General features: G+C 38.6%; 16 protein-coding genes. 13 read left to right on the forward strand and 3 right to left on the reverse strand.

Annotation, left to right across the window (positions count from 1 at the left end; all coding sequences use genetic code 11):
• The first annotated feature begins 75 nt into the window (after positions 1 to 75).
• The 7 genes from MED121_RS22010 to MED121_RS22040 all read left to right on the forward strand — a co-directional run bounded on the left by MED121_RS22010 (position 76) and on the right by MED121_RS22040 (position 4,593).
• On the forward strand, positions 76 to 981 hold the full coding sequence (locus MED121_RS22010) for a LysR family transcriptional regulator (RefSeq protein ID WP_009835892.1): 906 nt from the start codon (positions 76 to 78) through the stop codon (positions 979 to 981).
• A 492-nt stretch (positions 982 to 1,473) separates the two neighbouring features.
• On the forward strand, positions 1,474 to 1,851 hold the full coding sequence (locus tag MED121_RS22015) for a hypothetical protein (RefSeq protein WP_131471014.1): 378 nt from the start codon (positions 1,474 to 1,476) through the stop codon (positions 1,849 to 1,851).
• Between the two features lie 29 nt (positions 1,852 to 1,880).
• Positions 1,881 to 2,309 carry a cupin domain-containing protein gene (locus MED121_RS22020; protein ID WP_207382858.1) on the forward strand — a complete coding sequence of 143 codons (429 nt, stop codon included), beginning with the start codon at positions 1,881 to 1,883 and terminating at the stop codon, positions 2,307 to 2,309.
• Between the two features lie 464 nt (positions 2,310 to 2,773).
• Entirely contained in the window at positions 2,774 to 2,986 is a 213-nt protein-coding gene (locus MED121_RS22025; protein ID WP_009835895.1) for a hypothetical protein, read from the forward strand.
• A gap of 31 nt (positions 2,987 to 3,017) precedes the next feature.
• The gene (locus tag MED121_RS22030) at positions 3,018 to 3,323 is read left to right on the forward strand and encodes a DUF1330 domain-containing protein (RefSeq protein ID WP_009835896.1); all 306 of its coding nucleotides are present in this window, start codon (positions 3,018 to 3,020) and stop codon (positions 3,321 to 3,323) included.
• A gap of 20 nt (positions 3,324 to 3,343) precedes the next feature.
• Positions 3,344 to 3,676 (forward strand): MerR family transcriptional regulator, encoded by a 333-nt coding sequence (locus MED121_RS22035; RefSeq protein WP_009835897.1) that lies wholly within the window; start codon positions 3,344 to 3,346, stop codon positions 3,674 to 3,676.
• A gap of 191 nt (positions 3,677 to 3,867) precedes the next feature.
• Positions 3,868 to 4,593, forward strand: a complete 726-nt coding sequence (locus MED121_RS22040) for a glycoside hydrolase family 25 protein (RefSeq protein ID WP_050764642.1) — start codon at positions 3,868 to 3,870, stop codon at positions 4,591 to 4,593.
• Between the two features lie 135 nt (positions 4,594 to 4,728).
• Here MED121_RS22040 and MED121_RS22045 read toward each other — a convergent pair whose 3' ends face one another.
• Entirely contained in the window at positions 4,729 to 6,255 is a 1,527-nt protein-coding gene (locus tag MED121_RS22045) for a methyl-accepting chemotaxis protein (RefSeq protein WP_165474639.1), read from the reverse strand.
• A 547-nt stretch (positions 6,256 to 6,802) separates the two neighbouring features.
• Entirely contained in the window at positions 6,803 to 8,425 is a 1,623-nt protein-coding gene (locus tag MED121_RS22050; protein WP_036181639.1) for an ABC-F family ATPase, read from the reverse strand.
• A 460-nt stretch (positions 8,426 to 8,885) separates the two neighbouring features.
• On the opposite strand from MED121_RS22050, the gene MED121_RS22055 reads away from it, so the two are divergent.
• Together MED121_RS22055 and MED121_RS22060 are read left to right on the forward strand one after the other, a co-directional pair.
• Positions 8,886 to 9,599 (forward strand): response regulator transcription factor, encoded by a 714-nt coding sequence (locus tag MED121_RS22055; protein WP_009835901.1) that lies wholly within the window; start codon positions 8,886 to 8,888, stop codon positions 9,597 to 9,599.
• Entirely contained in the window at positions 9,596 to 10,876 is a 1,281-nt protein-coding gene (locus MED121_RS22060; RefSeq protein ID WP_009835902.1) for a HAMP domain-containing sensor histidine kinase, read from the forward strand. Before MED121_RS22055 ends, MED121_RS22060 begins: the two co-directional genes overlap by 4 nt.
• A 91-nt stretch (positions 10,877 to 10,967) precedes the next feature.
• Here the strand turns inward: MED121_RS22060 and MED121_RS22065 are convergent, their stop codons facing one another.
• Positions 10,968 to 11,942, reverse strand: a complete 975-nt coding sequence (locus MED121_RS22065) for a DUF2860 family protein (RefSeq protein ID WP_050764643.1) — start codon at positions 11,940 to 11,942, stop codon at positions 10,968 to 10,970.
• A gap of 334 nt (positions 11,943 to 12,276) precedes the next feature.
• Between MED121_RS22065 and MED121_RS22070 the strand changes: the two genes are divergently transcribed.
• The 4 genes from MED121_RS22070 (at position 12,277) to MED121_RS22085 (ending at position 15,056) form a co-directional block, all read left to right on the forward strand.
• Positions 12,277 to 12,687: a VF530 family DNA-binding protein gene (locus MED121_RS22070; protein WP_009835904.1), complete on the forward strand. Its 411-nt coding sequence runs from the start codon at positions 12,277 to 12,279 to the stop codon at positions 12,685 to 12,687.
• A gap of 130 nt (positions 12,688 to 12,817) precedes the next feature.
• Entirely contained in the window at positions 12,818 to 13,687 is an 870-nt protein-coding gene (locus MED121_RS22075; RefSeq protein ID WP_009835905.1) for an RluA family pseudouridine synthase, read from the forward strand.
• Between the two features lie 184 nt (positions 13,688 to 13,871).
• The gene (locus MED121_RS22080) at positions 13,872 to 14,456 is read left to right on the forward strand and encodes an NAD(P)H-dependent oxidoreductase (protein WP_009835907.1); all 585 of its coding nucleotides are present in this window, start codon (positions 13,872 to 13,874) and stop codon (positions 14,454 to 14,456) included.
• Positions 14,457 to 14,723: 267 nt separating this feature from the next.
• On the forward strand, positions 14,724 to 15,056 hold the full coding sequence (locus tag MED121_RS22085; RefSeq protein ID WP_207382859.1) for a metalloregulator ArsR/SmtB family transcription factor: 333 nt from the start codon (positions 14,724 to 14,726) through the stop codon (positions 15,054 to 15,056).

Here is a 15,056-nt window from a genome sequence, read left to right on the forward strand (position 1 = left end):
AATGGCATAATATGCGTTACTTTATTGTCATAAAGACAATAGTTGTAAGTTTCAATTAAACAATAGGAAGTAGAGATGGATGAATTTAAAGCCATTAAATATTTTATTAAGGTGGTTGAGCTAGGGAGCTTTACCCAAGCTGCGCAGCACTTTCAGGTTCCTGCCTCATCATTGTCTCGTCGTGTTTCTGATCTGGAAAAACAATTAGGTGCCAGCTTGTTAAAGCGCTCCACGAGAGTGGTAAAGCTGACAGAGATTGGCTCTCAGTATTATCAAGATGTCAGTTTATTGCTGAGCCAATTTGAAAAAACCAATGACGCGGTACGTAGCTATCAAGCAAAGCCAATGGGCATGCTCAAAGTGAGTGCCATGACAGGGTTTGGTCAAAGAGTGTTATTACCCTTACTCGATGAACTCGTTCAACTTTATCCTGACATTATATTAGATGTGCATTTAACGGATGAACTGTCTTCTTTAAGCCATGATGAAGTGGATATTGCCTTTCGAGGAGGCTATGTACCCAATGAGCGAATCAATGCAGTGAAATTAATGGATAACCATTTTATACCGGTTGCGTCGACTGCTTATTTTGAACGTTATGGTAAACCTTCTCATGTGTCGGAATTAAAAAATCATAGGGGACTTTATTATCGCACACCCAAAGGACATACTCCTTGGTTAAGTGAACTAGAGGGCCAATGGCAAGATGTGTCAGCCAAAATACAGGTGTGCTCAAATGAAGGAAGCTGGTTAATAGAAAAAGCCATACAAGGGGAGGGGATTTTAATGCTGCCAAAGTGGGTTTTAATGGAATACATATCAAAGGGAGAGCTTATTGAACTAAAATTTGAAAATGAGGTGACAGTGTCGCCCAATCCGGATTTTGGCATTTTCTTACTCTATCAAAAGCAAAGATATCATGTACCAAAAGTGAAAGTTGCCGTAGATTTCATTCGAGAAAGACTCACTCAACAAGCCTAAACGTTTAGGATAAGGCACTCGCTATAACCTAATGTCGACTTCAATAAATGCTTATAAATTCATGAGATAGAAAAAAGATGATCCTATTTTAGCTCATTCAAATACACTAAATTCTGTCAAACCGACAGATGACAAAGTAAGTAACTTTCCTCCATTTAATCATTATAAATAAGCCTGAGTTCAGTGTTTTTCTGTTAAGCCTTGAGCAACGTCTATGGTCATATTAGCGCCATGAAATATGACAGTTTCTGTGGATTTGTCTCCAAATTAGGTACAAATTTTAAAAATAGCATTAGTATTGGGTTGTTTACATATGTTTACATATGTTTACTTAATGTTAGTTAGAGTTTGATCGTGAGGCATGATATGAAGATTTTAAGGGGTGTAATTAGATTAAAACGAACTTTATGTAACTGCACTGTAAGTATTTGCTTCTTGCTGTTAGGCCTTTATGGGAGCAATCTTGCTGCTAATCATCTTATAGAAAACCCCGTGCAAACTGTTTATGGCCTCTGGCAAGTGTCAGATAAAAAATACTGTGTTTATGATTGTGATACCTATAATCGGGATTATGATCCAGGTATTGGGCGAATTTTAAGCTTTTCATCAACTCAAGCGGATAATGGGGAAGATAATTGTACGAATGTAAATTATCTCGTACGTTATATCGACAGAGATGCTTGGAAAATAGAAGAAATCTTTGGTGGAAAGCAAGTTGAGATTGCAGAAAAACATATTCCTACTGTGACGCTGTTTTGTGGTGTAAAGAGTGAAAGGTGGGATAAATTTGGCACTTGGATTACGTTTTTAAATCCGGATACCATTCTTATCAGCTTTAGAGGCTATGCCATTCAAGCTAAGCGTATTTAAACATCAATATTAAATAAGGCACTGTCTGTATGACAATGAAGAAGACACTCGTTTCTAGCATAACGTTTATGACATTAATGCTAAGCCAGTTGGCATTTGCTCAAGCTGAAGATGAATTAAAGGTTGAGGTTTTAGCTAAAACAACAAAGAGCTGGAATGGAGACACCTTACCTGCTTATAAGCCAGGTCAACCGCAAGTAACTATACTACGTATTGTGATTCCTGCAGGCATGCAACTGCCTTTGCATAAGCACCCTGTCATTAATGCAGGTGTATTATTAAAAGGTGAGCTTACAGTTGTCACTGAAGGCAAAGACAGATTCCATATGAAAGCGGGTGATTCGATTGTCGAGCTGGTAAATAAATGGCATTACGGTAAAAACGAGGGGACTGAAGCGGCTGAAATCATAGTCTTTTACGCCGGTAACCAAGAGCAAGCTATCACCTTAAAAAAATAAAGCGTGCTGTCGTTGTCACACTCTTATCACTTAAAATACTGTTTGAAAGCCCTTTCCAACACCTAAGTTCTATCTAAGCCTTATCTAAGCTTAAGAGTGCCTGCCCCTCTTAATAACCTTATGTAAAAAGTATTATACAGATGTCACTCTGCACTTGATTAGTAGATAGTCATTGTAGGTACCTTGTGAAAAGGGATAACGCAGGAGTCACTTTTTCTCAAAAGCGAAGAGAGCGCTCTAAAAGCCCAATCTTTACGTTAAATGCCTTATTAATAGAATCACCATTAAGTTGCGACGCTTGCCATAAATCAAGGCGTTATTATCCACATGCTGAGGCGGAAGGACTTATTTGCAGCTTCTCTAGGCTATTTAAAGCACTTGATACTCATATTTATGCCCCCATAAACTGAACTAGATTTATTCAATCCTCAGGGATTTAAACGACCAATTTAAAGTTATTTAATATGAGCAAATTAGACTTTTCTGTTGTTAATAAAGAAACAAGCCAATCTTTTCACAAACAAAAAGCCATGATAAAAAAAGTATTGGCAGGAAAAACGGTTAGTTGTGACACCTGCTTGCAGCCGCTTTTTTTAGTCCCTAAAAATAAAGACGGCCAAGCCTATATTCAGTGTAAGAAGGCGTGTACGCATATTGAACTTGAAGTCGAAAATTAATCTTATTTAATAAATAAAAGGAGTCTTGTTTATGTCTTATGAAATACTGGTCGGCTTAAAGGTAACGGATGATTTAACCTATCAAGCCTATCGTGATGCGATAGCGCCTATTTTAGTTAAATATGAAGGGCGATTTTGCTATGACTTTAGTGTCGATAAAGTCCTTCGTTCAGAAAATTCAGAAGATATTAATCGAGTTTTCACGCTAAATTTCCCTTCTCAAGCGCGACAAAAAAGCTTTTTTAGTGATGATGCTTATTTAGCGGTTAAAGCGAAATACTTTGAAGCGTCCGTCGCTGAGGCTCACATTCTAGCGGCATTTAATAACGACGATTGAAATGACCTTTAGGTGATTGAATGTATATAGGTGAAGCATCAAAACTAACCGGGTTAAGCATAAAAGCGATTCGTTTATACGAAGAAAAAGGCCTGATTAGAGTGCCTGCTCGTTCAGGCCGCTATCGTATTTACTCTAAAGCTGATATTGAAATCCTAAAATTGATTGCCGAATCAAAACGCTTGGGGGTGACCTTAGCCAGTTTAAAAGAAGTGATTGTTTATACTGATCATGGTGTAGACTGGCAGCGTATCAAGCATTTTTTATTAGAGGTGAAAGCTAAGCTGCATGCAGAAAGAGCATCACTTGATGAACGTCTTCGCCTAGTGAATCTATGTATCAGTGAAATTTAGATCTTTATATCCGCTTTTAATCGGATGCATCCCTTTAATTTTATACTTGGTTTAGTTTGAAATGGGTAAATTTCCTTATGCCCAATGGATCCTAAATTGAGTTTTAAACGCCGTAATTAAACCAGATTTCTACAAGTTGTATTCGCTCAATCCTCATACATTAAATGTTTAATTCTATGTATGAGAGAGCTATGAAAACACATAATTTAGTTGCTATAAATATTTTGGCATTAGCAATATTACTTGCTGTGATTTGGTTTAATACTCGACCCGTTGGCCCACCTTCAGATGTGACTTATGGCTTTGATGTGTCCCATTATCAAGGGACCATTCAATGGGACAGTATTGATACAAGCACGTATGACTTTTCGATAGCAAAAGCGACTGGAGGCACAGACTATATTGACCCAGACTTTAGTGTGAATTGGAATGGCATGAAAGAGCGGGGGCTAATTAGAGGGGCTTATCATTATTTTTATCCCAATGAGAGTGCAACACAACAAGCCCAAAACTATTTAAATACAGTTAAAGGGCTACAAGAAAGTGACTTACCGCCAATTATTGATATCGAAGTTTCGAATGGACTTGATGCAAAAACAATTGTTCAAGGTTTGCTGACTTGGTTAGTTGAGGTTGAAAAAGCCACTCAACGTCGTCCTATGATTTATTCTGATTTGAATTTTGCACAAACCTATCTCACTGATGAAAGTTTAAGTGCTTATCCCCTTTGGATTGCAGACTATAACGATACAGTCGGGGATTTACCTAAACCATGGCAAGCTTCAGGCTGGCGCTTATGGCAATATTCTGACTCTGGTGCATTAGATGGTATTGAAGGGGCAGTCGATCAGGATAAATTTCAGGGGGATAAGAAAGCCCTAAAGGCATTTATTAAGAGCACAGTAGTGTCAAAGTAAAAGGTCAGAAGAGAAAGCCAGAAGTTAAAAGTGTTCGTTTTATTGTGATCTTTAAGGCAAAAATAAAGGAGATAAAGCTAAGCTTTATCTCCTTTATTTTATGGCACTGGGGTTTCACTCAAAGTGTGAGAGTCACTATTTATTTAATTTGAATGTTGAAATAACCTCTTTTGCTTTATCTGCAAAACTGACTAAATCTTCACAATGTTGCATGTTAGATTGGTTTTGCGAGGCTGCTGATTGTGATAAAGATGCAACCTCATCATTCATATCACTTAAAGACTCTATTGATTGGCTTTGTGATGATACAGACGTAGAAATTAAATCACCCGCTTTTGAAATCTCATCAACAGAGGTGATAATGCTATAAAGTGCTTCGGCAGTGGATGAAATCTCATCCGCTGCTAACTTAAACTTCTCATGGCCAGAGGTAATACGTGATTCAGCTTCACTTGCGCCTTGTTGAAGTTTATTGATCATGGCTTGAATTTCTTCCGTGGAAGATTGAGTCCGACTTGCAAGGCCCCGTACCTCATCCGCTACTACAGCAAACCCTCGACCATGCTCACCTGCTCGGGCGGCTTCAATGGCGGCATTTAGTGCTAATAGGTTGGTTTGTTCTGCTATTCCGCTGATAACATCTAATACTGCACCAATGTTTTGTGATTCACTTTCAAGCTGTACAACAGACTTCACACTGACTTCTAGTTCATCTGATAATTGTTTAGTCGATTTCATTGTGCTTTCAATGGAAGTGCGGCTCTCTTGTGCCTTACCTTTAGCATCATTAGCCAGAGATAAAGACGCCGATGTATGATTTTTTACATCCGTTTCTGTCTCTTTAATTTGATTAATCATGTGGCTAATTTCTTGAAAGACTTTGGCTCTTTCTTCAGCCACTTGTAACGCCGTTTGGGCACTTTGTTTCAGGTCACAACTTTTGTCATCGACTTTAACGAAGAGGCTGGTGGCATGACTTAAGGTCTCAGATAAACGCTGGGTGAAGCGGTTATAGGCTCTTGCGATAGAGGTGATTTGGTCATTGCCATCTTCAGGAAGGCTGATAGTTAAATCACCGTCGCCATCAGCGATACCTATCATGGTATTTTCAATTTGAGTTAACGGTTCAACAATGGATTTTAATATGAAGTAAGAGAGAATGAGAGTGCCGATAAGGAGTACCAAACACACCATCACAAAGAACTTAGCTGCATCATAAAATTGAGCATCCAGGTCATCTAAATAAACACCTGACCCAACAATCCAGCCCCAACTATCAAAGCCTTTTACATAAGCAACTTTAGGGACGGCTGCTTCACTGCCAGGTTTTGGCCAGACATATTCAATGAAACCTTCCCCTTGTGTTTTCACTATTTGGCCAATATCGAAAAAGATGCGTTTGCCGCTGGCATCCGTTGTTTCAGATAAATTCTTACCAATTAAGTCGGGTACGATAGGGTGCATAATGATGGAGACAGAGTAATCTTGCATGAAGAAATACTCAACCTCACTGTAGCGCATATCACGAATGGTGCTCTTCGCCAGTTTTTGAGCGGTTTCTGTTGAGAGCTCACCAGACTCGGCGAGGCTATGAAAGTGTTTAATCACATCATGTGCTACTTCAACAACATTTTGAGTTTTTAAAAATCTCTCATGTTGCATTCCTTCCTTGTTGGATTTCAATGCTAAAAATAGGATTAATAGAATGCTTAAAAATACGCAAGTAAGCAGTCCAATTAAGCGAGCTTTGATTGAAATTAATCGAAGGCTTTTGAGGTTCATACTGTGTTCCTAGAGGTCTTCTTGGTCGGTTTGATTGTTTTTAGTTAGATTTATCTAAATAAGCACAATCTAATGTTTCATGGATAATAAAATCTACAGATTTTGATTCAAGATGAAATATGTAACCATCGTTAACTTATATTAATTTTGGTTTTTTTAATTGAATGATAAAAACGAGTGCATTTTTAATTCAAGCTGTTGATATTGATAGTTATTTTTGACTTATAAAATTTACTTATCTTTGTTTTTTTGCCAGTGAAAAGTTTATTCGTATCGGTGAAAACTCCACACTTTGTTATCTGCAGAGATAAACTAAGAAGGGATGAATGATGAATTATCGTGAGGGGTTTTGAATAAAACGAAAGATAATTAAAAAACTTATCTCAAAAGAAATAAGCTTTTTAATCAATGATATATCTAATTTTTGTTAAGCGACTTTTTTGGCATTTTTCTTGGCATTTTCTAATTCTTTGTTCGCCATATATTCGTCAAAGGTACCATGAAAATTAATGAGCTTTTGATCTTGAACATCGATAATGCGCGTTGCAAGAGAAGAGACAAATTCTCTATCATGGCTAACGAAGATGAGCGTACCTTGGTAGTCTTTAAGTGCATTGTTTAATGCATCAATGGCTTCAATGTCCATATGGTTTGTGGGCTCATCCATGATCATGACATTGATATCCATCATCATTAGCTTACCAAACAATAGTCGATTCTTTTCACCACCTGAGCAGTTACGCGCTTTTTTGTTGATGTCGTCATCAGTAAATAATAAACGGCCTAACAAACCACGTACCATAAGGTCGTTGTGTTTGATTGTGCGCCATTGTGACATCCAGTCAAACAGGTTTAAGTCGTTGTCAAAATCTGCTGTGCTATCTTGGGGACAGTAACCAATTGAGGCGTTTTCAGACCATTTTATCACCCCTTCATTATGCTCAAGCTCATTCACTAAGCAACGAAGTAGGGTTGACTTACCGACACCATTTTCACCTATGACAGCTAGTTTAGCACCCGCTTCCAAGATGAGTTCACCGCCTTTAAATAAGGTTTCACCCTCAAAACCATGAGCTAACTCTTCTAAAATTAAAGCCTGGCGGTGCATTTTTTTCCCTTCCTCAAAACTTAGTGAAGGGGTCATTCGGCTAGAAGACTTAACATCATCGAGTTTTATTTTATCAAGCTTTTTCGCACGAGAACTGGCTTGTTTGGCTTTTGATGCATTGGCACCAAATCGATTAACAAAGCCTTGTAATTCATCAATTTCAGCACTTTTTTTCGCATTACCAGCCAATAATTGCTCTTGTATTAGTGCGGAGGCTTCAAGATAGTATTCATAATTACCCGGATAAATACGCAGCTCGCCATAATCTATGTCAGCCATATGGGTACAGACGGTATTCAAGAAGTGTCTATCATGGGAAATGATAATCATGGTGCATTTACGTTTATTAAGTTCTTTGCCTAACCAGTTAATGGTGTGTATATCCAAGTTGTTGGTTGGCTCATCTAATAATAAAACATCTGGATTAGAGAAGAGGGCTTGTGCAAGCAATACCCTTAGCTTTCGACCCGGAGCAACTTGCTGCATTAAACCAAAGTGAAACGCTTCTTCGATTCCCGCTTCAATTAAGATCTCACCCGCGCGGCTTTCTGCCGTATAACCATCAAGCTCAGCAAACTCACTTTCTAATTCACCCACCTTCATGCCGTCTTCTTCACTCATTTCAGGGAGTGAATAAATGCGATCCCTTTCCTGCTTAATTTGCCAAAGTTTGGCATCACCCATAATCACGGTATCGATAACACTGTATTGCTCAAATGCAAACTGATCTTGACTCAAAGTACCGAGTTTTTGACCCGGTGTAATAGAGACATTGCCTGATGTTGGAATTAATTCGCCACTTAATATTTTCATAAAGGTGGACTTACCACAGCCATTCGCACCAATTAAACCATAGCGATTACCATTACCAAATTTGGCTGAAATATTTTCAAAGAGAGGCTCAGGGCCAAATTGCATTGTGATGTTTGCGGTAGAGATCAAGGGAAAGTTCCAGTTGTATGGACCACCAGACTGATTTTCTGACTCATTCAGGAAAATTAGGCGACAGTATAATTTTAGGCCGCGAATTATACAGGGTTTCATAAAGGAATGTCGGGCTAATTTGTTTACTTTAAATCTCTTTGCATAACCATGTTAATGTGAAATCTGCTCACAATTTAGTCTTCTAATTCACCCCCAGTTCACCCCGTAGCATGTATAACATGGATCACGATAAGGAGGGGTTATGCTTAATCAATTAATTTGTACTAAAGAAACACTGCTATTCTGTTTTTTTGTTCTTGCCTCTATGTGCTTGATTCTGGCTTCACAATTTTATTGGCTGGCGTGTAATAATCCATTCTACTTTATGGATAAGCCTGTTTTATGGCTTTTTTTGTGCTTTGATTAAGGTGTAAAAGGGCTTTTATTAATGTCTTACGAAGACGATTTTTAGGTGTCTATGTCAACTCAAAACCATTCAAAATATACCGACTCTCATTTGACGATAGATGTTCTGTTAGTTGAGGATGACAGGGATTTGGCCCTATCTGTGGCAGAATATTTGATGTATGAAGGTATCCAATGTGACCATGCTTTTAATGGTGAAGTTGGGTTTAATCTCGCAAATAATCATGTTTACGATGTTATTTTGTTAGATGTGAATCTGCCTAAGTTAAATGGTTTGGGGGTATGTCACAAGCTCAGACAAAAAGGTAAAGATACGCCCATATTGATGCTTACGGCAAAAGATACCTTAGAGGATAAAGAGGCTGGCTTTATTGCGGGTACTGATGATTATCTAGTGAAACCTTTTGCTATGAGAGAACTCGCGCTTCGAATAAAGTCGCTCGCTAAAAGAAAAAGTAGCCAAGCGAAAGTCTTATATAGGGGTGATCTATGTTTTGACCTAGCATCTGGTGTTGTAACGCGTTCAGGTGTTGAGATAAAGCTGACCCGTATTAATCTTAAATTACTTGAGTTTTTATTACGTAAAAGCCCTGAAATTGTCAGTAGAAGAGACATTGAGGAATCCTTGTGGCCAGATGAGCCCCCCGAAAGTAATAACCTTAAAGTACAGCTGTATCAATTAAGGCAAAAGATAGATAAACCCTTCCCAGATAAATTAATCGAAACCGTAGCGGGCCATGGCTTTAGAATTAAAGGCAACAAATGAAAATAAGCAAAAGCTCTCCACTAAAAAACAGAATCAGTTACTTCTTCCTCAGTATTATCTTCATTAGCGTCATCGCCTTTGCGTGGTTTATGGATGAGTCATTTGGATCTGGCCTTGAAAAGTCAGCCAAGTTAAGGCTGATATCCGAATATAATGGCTATGCGCGCGAGTATGAAAAAGACACAAATACACCTTTTAAAAATAGCTATGTCATAAATTTTTATTTTGACGAATTACCTGATGTTTGGGTGGAAAACATTCAAGTATTTGATGGTTTTAAATTAAACGATGGTGAGTTTGAAGCGGTATTTGTCAATGAGCTCTTGTTAGAAAGTGATGACTATGAACCAATTTATGTGGTTTACACCAACAAACTACATGATGGACGGCAGCTTTACGTAGTTGCTATTTATGACTTTGCATTAGTGGGAGATGACTTTGATGCGCTTCAAGTGAGCCAGATAAGCTTTGTGTTGAGCGTTGTTTTCTCCTATTTAATTCTGACGATTTTAGCCTTATGGTACTACAGCAATATTATCGGTAAAAAAACCTCTCACCTTGTGTCATGGGCAGAAGAGACGTCGAATAACTTTGTCGAAAAAGACATACCTAATTTTAAGTTTAATGAATTTAATCGAATCGCTGCGTGTTTAATGAGTTCACTGAGTAAGAATGCGACATTAGTAGAAAAAGAGCAGCGCTTTTTATCCCATGCGAGCCATGAGTTAAGAACGCCAATTGCTATCATTAAAGCGAATTTAGAAATTTTCGAAAAAATTGAAGTCAGCGATCCAGCTAAAAGGCCCCTAATGCGTTTAGAAAGGGCGAGTGCGAACATGCAGCTGATTACAGAAACCTTGCTTTGGTTAGCAAGGCAAAGTGAGTGTAAACCAACAGAATCATGGGTCGATTTCCCTCACTTGCTTACTCAGCTTATTGATGAGCAGAAATATTTGATTCAAGGTGAAGATGTTGAGGTAATTACCGAGTTTGACGTAGTAGGTAGTCAGCTTGTGCCTTTATCTCCCTTGATGATAGTGCTCAATAATTTGATTAGAAATGCCTTCCAATATACTCACAATGGCTGGATAAAAATTAGCTTTAAAGATAATCGTATTCTCATTGAAAACTATGATACGGATAAAGTTGATGAGCCATCGATAGATGGTTTTGGCTTGGGTTTAGAGCTTACCCAGCGAATTTGTAAAAAACTTGATTGGAAACTTGGTATTCATTTCCAAGAGAAAGGTGTGTTAGCAACACTTTATTTGCCTTAGATCTTTTATCACCTTAAAAATAGTAAGAGGGTGTGAGGAAAGCACCCTCTACTAACTTCAATCTCAGTAAGGTGTTTGATAAGTAACCGGATTAAAACGCGTAACTTGTACCAACACCTATCATGTAACCACTTTCATTATAGAAATCGATATTCGAATCCACTTCATCATAGCTAAGCATGACTCTGAGTTCTAAATTCTGGTAACCCATCAAGTTTTCTTTGCTATAGCCAAGGCTAATGCTAGAACTGGTATCTTCTTGGGTTTGATTAAAAATAGGGTTAGTTTTGTCATACTCAGCACTAGAGTAGTCGTACCCTAAAGACACCGCATGTTCACCAAACTTATTCATTAGCATTAAGCCAACCCCGTATGCGGTATAAGACATGGCATCACCGTCTGCCGAAAACTGATCAAGATGGATAGACGGCATGAGAAAGGTGGTTTGGCTAATAGGTAGGCCGGTTGAAAGGCTGGCATAAATACCATCGCCATCACGCTTTAACAAAGACTGTGTGTTAGCAGAATAAGTGGAAGCAGATAGCTCGTTATCAACATCAGTATCATAGTAGACAAGGTCTGCATCTAGGCCAATGTTAAGCATGTTTAGGTATTGCAGACGGTAGCCATTGGTTGCGACATCTGTTTCAGTTCTTGCTGTGTTTACCAAATAAGGGTCTGCCCAAGCTTCACCATCGATAACGGGTAATAAATAAGAAAACATTAATGCAGATTGATCTGCTAGTTGAAAGCCGTAGCCAAGCTCGAGTGAAGCACCAACCGCATCAGACTCGCCTATAGCTAAGAATACTTTTTGTTTACCAAAGGTGTAGTTTATATCGCCTAATGGTAAAGCCATCACATCAGATTCTGAGCTGCCTTCGGTATTTAAACTGCCTGTCTTGGTTTTAGTTTCTGTATCAAGATTGCTTTTGCCACTGCTAAATCCAGCAAAAAGGCTAATTGAGCCACTAAAGCCTTGCTCTTCAAATGGATCATCTCCTGGACCTGCATAAGCCAAATTAGTGAGAGGGAGACATACTAGGGGGATAAGATAGTTTTTCATATTTCACCTTATGGTTAATGTTAAAGCCGAGTGTGAGCTCTTAAAGGTGAACCAGGGGTGAATTAGAGTGTGAATCTCTGACGGTTTTAAGGAGAGAATCAGTTTAAAGGTTTTATAAAATGACTGTTTTTTCAGATGCTTATAAATAATTAAGTTATTGCCAGATCAAGCAAAGGATACTTGTTACAATAGCCAAATAACTAAGACGAATGCCTCTATTTTAAGCAAGGCTTTACTTAAGCAAGACTTTACTTAAGCAAGACTTTACTTAAGAAAGACTTTACTTAAGAAAGACTCAATTGTCTTAATAACATTTTTGTTAATTGGAACACACATGATTGAAGATCAAAAAAACAACCCACTACACGGCCTTAAGCTAAAAACCATGATTACCGAGCTGGTGGATTTTTATGGCTGGGATGTTTTAGATGCCGCTTTACGTCTGGATTGTTTTTACCATAATCCGAGTATCGAATCTTGCCATAAGTTCTTAAAAAAAACGGAGTGGGCCAGCGAAAAAGTAGAAAACTTTTATCTCTATAAGTTTAAACGTATGCCCAAAGCGAGCGCGTATCAATACGAGCTAAAGCCCAGAGAACGTGGTTTTGCTGATGGGGTACTGCCAAAAGAGCCTATCCCCCTTACCGTAGAATTGGTTGAAGAAATGCGAGCCACTGCTGCTGCTAATTATGAGGCTAAGAAAAAACGCGGTCGCGTTCAGGACTATAAACGCAGTAAGGGCTAGCTAGTTTCCTGGTTAATTGCCGGTGTGTATTAACTTTGTACTAAGTTTTTAGGTTGTTTCGTATTGATGATAAGATGCGCCCGCATTTTCCCCCTGTTTACTTATACATCTCTATTAGGAATTAGATTAGTTGGACTCTTTCGAACGTCATATCAAAGTCGATCATTCAGAATCGAGCATTCTTTCTTTGCTCAGTGATAGTTGCGATTTATCGGCTGCTGAAATTAAAAACGCCATTGCTAAAGGGGCTTTATGGATAGGGCGTGGTAAAAAGGTGCAGCGTTTAAGACGGGTTAAGAAAGCATTAAAAGTCGGCGAAGAATTACACTTTTACTATAACCCTAAAGTGTTAGATCAAATCGTGCCTGAAGCTAAGTTGGTGGCTGATTTAGTAAGCTATAGTGTTTGGTACAAGCCCTATGGCATGTTATCCCAAGGCTCAAAATGGAGTGATCACACCACCATTAGTCGCTGGGCTCAAACGCACTTAACGCCAGAAAGACCTGTTTTTATCGTGCATAGGCTTGATAGGGCGGCGACAGGTTTAATTATTATCGCCCATACAAAAGCGGCAGCTCGCGCATTATCTGGCATGTTTGAGCAGCACGCGTTAGAAAAACATTATCAAATTATTGTTCACGGTAATCACAGTGAGCATGATCAACCAGAAGTTATTACACAAGAAATTGATGGGAAAAGTGCTCAAAGTACCTTTAATTGTTTAGAACATGCTCCAAGTTCAAATCTTTCTCTTATCGATGTGAAAATTGATTCAGGTAGAAAGCATCAGATTAGATTACATGCAGCTGGCATTGGTTTACCTGTTGTGGCTGATAGGCTTCATGGCGATAAAAGTCAGCAATATGCTGATGACCTGAACCTACAACTGTGTGCAGTGACGCTAGATTTCACTTGCCCATTAACGGGCGAGGAGCGCTCCTTCAAACTTGATGACGCTTTACGACCTAATCTAAAGTCTGTTGCGGCTAAACTCGTATAGCGCTTCTTACTTCTTAATAGCACTTTGAATAGCACTCTCTAAATAGCACTTTAAATAGAACTTTACATAGAATTCGGCCATCGAGCTCTTTTTTAGATTTTCAAATACTCTCTTGTAACCCTTGACTCTCCCCTTAGGGGAAGACTTTACACTCTTATTTTTCATTCAATAAGAGACGCTAACTATGTCAAATGTTCTGATTTTAAATGGCAATCCAAAATCCTCAGAAAAGCAAAAAAGTTTAAGTCACTCGTTTGCCGATACCTATGAAATTGAAGCGAGGGAAACTGCTCAGGTACGTCGTTTCAACTTAGCGGACATGGTATTTAATCCAAGTCTAGAGCAAGGATATGATGAAATTCAGCCATTAGAGCCTTGTTTAGTTGAGTTTCAAGAGTCACTTATGTGGGCTGACCATATTGTCATTGTGTCTTCCACTTGGTGGGGTGGACTTCCCGCGAAAATGAAAGGCCTTATCGATAGAGTATTTATCCCAGGTGTGACTTTTAAATTTGAAGGGGATGACCCACATCCTGTGCAACTCATGAAGGGCAAAACGGCCCGTATTCTATTAACCATGGATATGCCTGAGGAGTTTGTAGAAGATCAAGCCGCGCCTGTTTTAGGGCAATTAAGCACATTTACACTGGAGTTTTGTGGTGTATCACCAGTGAGAACGAGTTTATTTGGTTCTGTCATCATGTCGGATGATTCTCAGAAAGCGCAATGGCTAGAACAAGTTAGCGTTCTAGGAAAGAAACTTACCTAAACTCATTTCTTTAAAGTCGTAGCTTAACTTAAGAGCTAACCTACGACTTTATCTTTCTTTTTTCTATTTCATCCAGCCTTATTTAAGCATTATTTTTCAAGCTAACTTAATGATGTTTATACAAATTATTAATTGATAAAATTTATATTCAACCTTTTGGTTGAATATAAATTAATTAGGCTTATACTTCTTCTAACGCTGCTACACGTTTTGAGCAATCAATCTAAAGCAAAACGCAGCAACAAACTATTAAATGAGATAAACCCTTTGCCAAATTTGAAAAGTGACCCGTTAGATTTAGTTTTTATGGCACTTGCCGATGTCAGTCGACGCAAGATAGTGCATTTGCTGACATCGGGTGAAATGCCGGTTTCAGACATAGCCGCAGAATTTGATGTCTCTCTTCAAGCCGTCTCTAAACACATCAAGATGCTAGAGAAGGCCAAGATAGTTCAAAGGCGTGTGGTAGGGCGAACGCATTATCTGTCTTTAGTACCTGAGCAACTAGCCGGCGCCTTGGATTGGATCAGTATCTATCGAAACTTTTGGCATAACCGCATGGACAAACTTGCCAACTTAATTGAAACCCCAGAGGAGTAA

The organism is Marinomonas sp. MED121 (genome assembly GCF_000153025.1).
In the GTDB taxonomy this organism is placed as follows: Bacteria; Pseudomonadota; Gammaproteobacteria; order Pseudomonadales; family Marinomonadaceae; genus Marinomonas.

Coding starts and splice junctions, on each gene's coding strand:
- MED121_RS22040 (WP_050764642.1), top strand. CDS start 3,868: ATGAAAACACATAATTTAGTTGCTATAAATATTTTGGCATTAGCAATA.
- MED121_RS22045 (WP_165474639.1), bottom strand. CDS start 6,255: ATGCAACATGAGAGATTTTTAAAAACTCAAAATGTTGTTGAAGTAGCA.
- MED121_RS22065 (WP_050764643.1), bottom strand. CDS start 11,942: ATGAAAAACTATCTTATCCCCCTAGTATGTCTCCCTCTCACTAATTTG.
- MED121_RS22030 (WP_009835896.1), top strand. CDS start 3,018: ATGTCTTATGAAATACTGGTCGGCTTAAAGGTAACGGATGATTTAACC.
- MED121_RS22035 (WP_009835897.1), top strand. CDS start 3,344: ATGTATATAGGTGAAGCATCAAAACTAACCGGGTTAAGCATAAAAGCG.
- MED121_RS22020 (WP_207382858.1), top strand. CDS start 1,881: ATGACAATGAAGAAGACACTCGTTTCTAGCATAACGTTTATGACATTA.
- MED121_RS22080 (WP_009835907.1), top strand. CDS start 13,872: ATGTCAAATGTTCTGATTTTAAATGGCAATCCAAAATCCTCAGAAAAG.
- MED121_RS22010 (WP_009835892.1), top strand. CDS start 76: ATGGATGAATTTAAAGCCATTAAATATTTTATTAAGGTGGTTGAGCTA.
- MED121_RS22025 (WP_009835895.1), top strand. CDS start 2,774: ATGAGCAAATTAGACTTTTCTGTTGTTAATAAAGAAACAAGCCAATCT.
- MED121_RS22070 (WP_009835904.1), top strand. CDS start 12,277: ATGATTGAAGATCAAAAAAACAACCCACTACACGGCCTTAAGCTAAAA.
- MED121_RS22055 (WP_009835901.1), top strand. CDS start 8,886: ATGTCAACTCAAAACCATTCAAAATATACCGACTCTCATTTGACGATA.
- MED121_RS22060 (WP_009835902.1), top strand. CDS start 9,596: ATGAAAATAAGCAAAAGCTCTCCACTAAAAAACAGAATCAGTTACTTC.